Below are 3,977 nucleotides of genomic sequence, written 5' to 3' on the forward strand. Positions count from 1 at the left end.
GCTCCTCTTCCTCTTCGTCGCCATCGTCCTCCTCGTCGGCTTCCTCGTCCTCGTCCTCGTCCCTCTCCTCGCCCGCCTCGTCCTCGTATTCCGGTTCCTCGTCGTCGCCCTCCTCCGCCTCGTCGTCCTCCCCTTCCCCTTCCTCCTCGTCGGGCGCCTCGTCCCCGTCGTACTCGTCGTCGTATTCCGCGTCCTCGCCGCCCTCCGCTTCCTCCTGCTCGACGGCCTCCTCGTGCGTGGTCACGACCTCGCCGTCGCGGATCTCGCCGCGCCATCCCTCGGGGTCCTCGTCACCGGAGAGGGTCACGTGGCGCAGGAAGTGCTTCAGGTCCAGGCGCATCCGGCGGCCCTGGGCCCGCCAGAGGTTGCCGGTCCGCTCGAACAGGCCGGACGGGTAGTACTCGACGACCAGCAGCACGCGGGTGAGGGAAGGGGCCAGTTCGTGGAAGCTGACGCATCCGCGCGTGGTCCCCTTGGGTCCGTCCGAGGTCCACACGATCCGGTCGTCCGGGACCTGCTCCTGGACCGTCGCCTTCCAACTGCGGGTGGAGGGACCCACCTTGACCTTCCAGGCGGACGTGGTGTCGTCGTCCTGGGAGACGCTGCGCACGCCCTTGGCGAAGCCGCTGAAGTCCTCGAACCGCGTCCAGTGGTCATAGGCGGTGCGCAACGGGACTCCGATGTCGACGGACTCGGTGATGTGGGTCGGTTTGGAGCCGCCCTTGCGGCTCTTGCCCTTGCCTCCCCCGCCCAGCAGACTGCTGCCCGCCTCCTTGGCCTTGTCGACGAGGTTGCCGACCGTGCCGCCCACGGCGGCCTTGAGGGGCGAGTCGCCCTGGAGCAGCCGGCCGCCGATGGCGCCGAGGGAGCCTCCGCCATCCACCACGTCGTACAGCTGGTCGGTGACGTCGTCGATCTTGTCGGCGGCCTTGTCGGCGAGGTTCCCGGCCTGCGCCGTGAGGTAGTCGCCGAGCTCTCCGAGCAGGTGGTCCATGGGGGACGTCTTGCTCCCGGAGCGGGAGCGTTCGGTGGTGGCCATGGTGCTACCTCCGGGTCGACGGCTTGCGGGCGGACGTCTTCTTCGCCGGTGCGGCGGTCTTCTTGGCCGTACCGCTCCGCGCCGAACGGCCGGACGCCGTCTTCTTGGCGGGAGCCCGCTTGGCCGCCGCCTTCTTCGTGGGCGGCTTGGCGGCCGGCCTGGCCGATGCGGCCTTCTTCGCCGGAGCGCGCCGCGGGGAGGAGGCCTTCTTCGCGGGGGCGGCCGTCTTCTTGGCCGTCCTGCTGCGGGAGGCGGTCTTCTTCGCCGGCTCGGCCTTCTTGCGGGCCGGGGAGGGGCGCGCAGGCGCCCGGGCCGAGGTGGAGGAGCGGGAGGAACGCGAGGTACGCGTGGTGCCCGAGGAACGCGTGGTGCCGGAAGAGGCCCGGCGTGCATGCGGTGCCCCTCGTGTCCGGCGCGGCTTCTCTTCCTCCTCTTCCTGCTCGTCCTCCTCTTCGTCTTCGCCTTCGTCTTCTTCCGGTTCGTCGCCGTGGTCCGCGGCTCGCTGTTCCTCGTCCTCCTCCTCGTACTCCTCCGCGTCCTCGTCCTCGTAGGGCTCCTCGTCCTCGTAGACGCGGCCCTCGTCCTCGTCCTCGTCCTTCTCCTTGTCCCCGGGGCCCCGGGTCAGTTCGAGGGTGCGTTCGTGCAGCGTGTCGGCCAGGCCGGAGAGCTGGCGGTTGGCGGCCGCCGCGAGGGCCTTGCGGCCGGCCGCGAAGGCCTCTCCGCGCAGTTGGTCGCCGAGTTCCGCGACCTGGGGCACCTCGCCGAGCTTCTTCAGGCCCTGCGTCATGAGCTGGCCCGGGTCGAGGCCGAATCTGCGGCCGGCGAGATAGGTGGCCAGGGACAGGGCCATGCGCCCCTTCTTCGCCCGGCCCAGTACGTAGCCCCCTGCGATGGCGGCCGCCAGGGCGATCTTGCTCGCGTCGTCCATCAGCCTGGTCCCTTCCGAAGTGAATGGGTCGGCGCACCGGGCCGGGTCCTCGTCCGGCCGCGCGCGATACCTACAGGCCTGCTCGCGTGGGCCCGGAGTATGCGGCATATGCCAAAAAAGTTCTGTTTGTGAGGTGTGCCGTGCGCACACGTGGGGAGGGGCGCTAGTCCACGGAGATTCGTTCACGAGGGGAGCACATGGCCACGAGACGACCCGCCCGCAGGCGCGGCGCGCCCGGTGCGGCCGCGGTGCTCCGGGCCGCCGCCGAGCAGCTGGCCGAGCTCCTGGGACGCCCGCCCGATTCGGTGTCCTCCGTGAAGCCCACGGAGGACGGCTGGGAGGCCGTCGTGGAGGTCGTCGAGCTGGAGCGCATACCCGACACCACCAGTGTGATGGGCAGTTACACGGTCGCTCTGGACGAGGAAGGCGAACTGATCTCCTACGAGAGGACCCGGAGGTACAGCCGGGGCATGGTCGACCGGCCGGGCCGCTGAGGCGGCCGGCGGTGAAGGGAAGCGACGCCATGACGATGATGCCGCAGGGAGCGGGCACGGCCGTCCGGGGTGACGGCGGAGGCGGCAGCACCAGCAGCCTCTACGACGTCCTGGAACTCATCCTCGACCGCGGGCTGGTGATCGACGTCTTCGTGCGCGTCTCGCTCGTCGGGATCGAACTGGTGAAGATCGACGCGCGCATCGTGGTCGCCAGTGTGGACACCTATCTGCGCTTCGCCGAGGCGTGCAACCGCCTCGACCTGGAAGCCGGCCGCAAGGCCCCCGCGCAACTGCCGGAGGTCGTCGGCGACATGCTGGAGGGCGGCAGCCGCGGCAAGGCCAAGGGGGCTCTGGGGGGCGCCGTCGAAGCCGTGAAGCAGTCCCTCACCGGCGGGGACGACGAGGAGGAGGACGAGGAGACGGAGGAGCGGGAGCAGGAGGACCAGGAGCGCGAGGAGCCCGAAGAGGTCGAGCAGCCCGTTCGGCGCCGCAGGAGCGCACGCCGCCCGGCGCGCCGCGAGAGGGAGTGACCCATGGCCGTCTACGTGTACGCCGTGACCCGCCGCGAGCACCCCTGTCACCTCGACGGGCTCACCGGCGTCGGTTCGGACGCGCCGCCCGTGCGCACGCTGGAGAGCGGGGAGCTGCGGGCCGTGGTCAGCGACGTGGCCGAGGAGGTCCGCCCCAGACGGCGGGACGTCATCGCCCACCAGGCGGTCCTGGACCGGCTGATGGCCGACGGCACCCCGCTGCCCCTGCAGTTCGGTTACACCGCGCCCGGCGACGAGTCCGTGCGGCAGGTGCTGGAGGAACGTGCGGGGAGCTACCTCGACGCCCTGGCCGGTGTGCAGGGGTGCGCCGAGTACAACGTCAAGGCCGGGCAGGAGGAGAGCGCGCTGCTGCGCGACATCCTGGACGGCTCACCGCGCGCGAGCAGCCTGAACGAGGAGATCCTCGGCGGGGACACGGACCCCCGGCTGCCGCTGGAGCTGGGGCAGCTGGTCTCCGCCGAGGTGGAGCTGCGGCGCTCGGACGCTTCGGCGGAGCTCATCCGGGCCCTGGCCCCGCTGGCCCGTGCCTACGTGGTGCACCCGCCGACCGGCGAGGACTTCCTCAACCTCTCCCTGCTCGTCCCCCGGGACGGGGAACGCCCCTTCCTCGACGCGCAGGCCGGGCTCGGCCTGGACGCCGGTCCCGCGGTCCGGACCCGGCTGGCCGGCCCGCTCCCCCCGTACAGCTTCGTTCCGTGAGGCCGTCGCGTGAAGCCGGCGGCCCGACGACAGGAGCGCGTCCATGGGACTGTTCACCACGCTGATCACCGCCCCCCTCCTCCCGGTGCGCGCCGCCCTGTGGGTGGCGGAGCGGGTCGCCGAAGAGGCGGAGGCCCGGTACTACGACCCCGCCCCCGTGTGGGCCGAACTCGCCGAACTCGAGCACCGGCTCGTCGAGGGGGAGATCGACCAGGACACGTTCGACGGCGCGGAGGAGGCACTGCTCGACCGCCTGAGGGAGATCC

6 protein-coding genes are annotated in these 3,977 nt (G+C 71.5%); 4 read left to right on the top strand and 2 right to left on the bottom strand.

Going from position 1 to position 3,977, the window contains the following annotated elements; genetic code table 11:
- Together ACFVXK_RS37410 and ACFVXK_RS37415 are read right to left on the bottom strand one after the other, a co-directional pair.
- A partial coding sequence (locus ACFVXK_RS37410) for an SRPBCC family protein (RefSeq protein WP_389621489.1) occupies window positions 1–1,039 on the bottom strand: 1,039 nt, incomplete at its 3' end.
- Between the two features lie 4 nt (window positions 1,040–1,043).
- Entirely contained in the window at window positions 1,044–1,967 is a 924-nt protein-coding gene (locus tag ACFVXK_RS37415; protein ID WP_389621492.1) for a histone protein, read from the bottom strand.
- A gap of 197 nt (window positions 1,968–2,164) precedes the next feature.
- On the opposite strand from ACFVXK_RS37415, the gene ACFVXK_RS37420 reads away from it, so the two are divergent.
- The 4 genes from ACFVXK_RS37420 to ACFVXK_RS37435 all read left to right on the top strand — a co-directional run.
- Entirely contained in the window at window positions 2,165–2,461 is a 297-nt protein-coding gene (locus ACFVXK_RS37420; protein WP_389621495.1) for a gas vesicle protein, read from the top strand.
- Window positions 2,462–2,490: 29 nt separating this feature from the next.
- Complete coding sequence (gvpJ, locus tag ACFVXK_RS37425) at window positions 2,491–2,991, top strand: gas vesicle protein GvpJ (protein ID WP_389621498.1); 501 nt, start codon at window positions 2,491–2,493, stop codon at window positions 2,989–2,991.
- A gap of 3 nt (window positions 2,992–2,994) precedes the next feature.
- The gene (locus tag ACFVXK_RS37430; protein WP_389621501.1) at window positions 2,995–3,711 is read left to right on the top strand and encodes a GvpL/GvpF family gas vesicle protein; all 717 of its coding nucleotides are present in this window, start codon (window positions 2,995–2,997) and stop codon (window positions 3,709–3,711) included.
- Window positions 3,712–3,754: 43 nt separating this feature from the next.
- On the top strand, window positions 3,755–3,977 hold a 223-nt coding region (locus ACFVXK_RS37435; protein WP_389621504.1), incomplete at its 3' end, for a gas vesicle protein GvpG.

Source organism: Streptomyces sp. NPDC058157 (genome assembly GCF_042884105.1).
Taxonomy (GTDB): domain Bacteria; phylum Actinomycetota; class Actinomycetes; order Streptomycetales; family Streptomycetaceae; genus Streptomyces.

Coding starts and splice junctions, on each gene's coding strand:
- ACFVXK_RS37415 (WP_389621492.1), bottom strand. CDS start 1,967: ATGGACGACGCGAGCAAGATCGCCCTGGCGGCCGCCATCGCAGGGGGC.
- gvpJ (WP_389621498.1), top strand. CDS start 2,491: ATGACGATGATGCCGCAGGGAGCGGGCACGGCCGTCCGGGGTGACGGC.
- ACFVXK_RS37420 (WP_389621495.1), top strand. CDS start 2,165: ATGGCCACGAGACGACCCGCCCGCAGGCGCGGCGCGCCCGGTGCGGCC.
- ACFVXK_RS37430 (WP_389621501.1), top strand. CDS start 2,995: ATGGCCGTCTACGTGTACGCCGTGACCCGCCGCGAGCACCCCTGTCAC.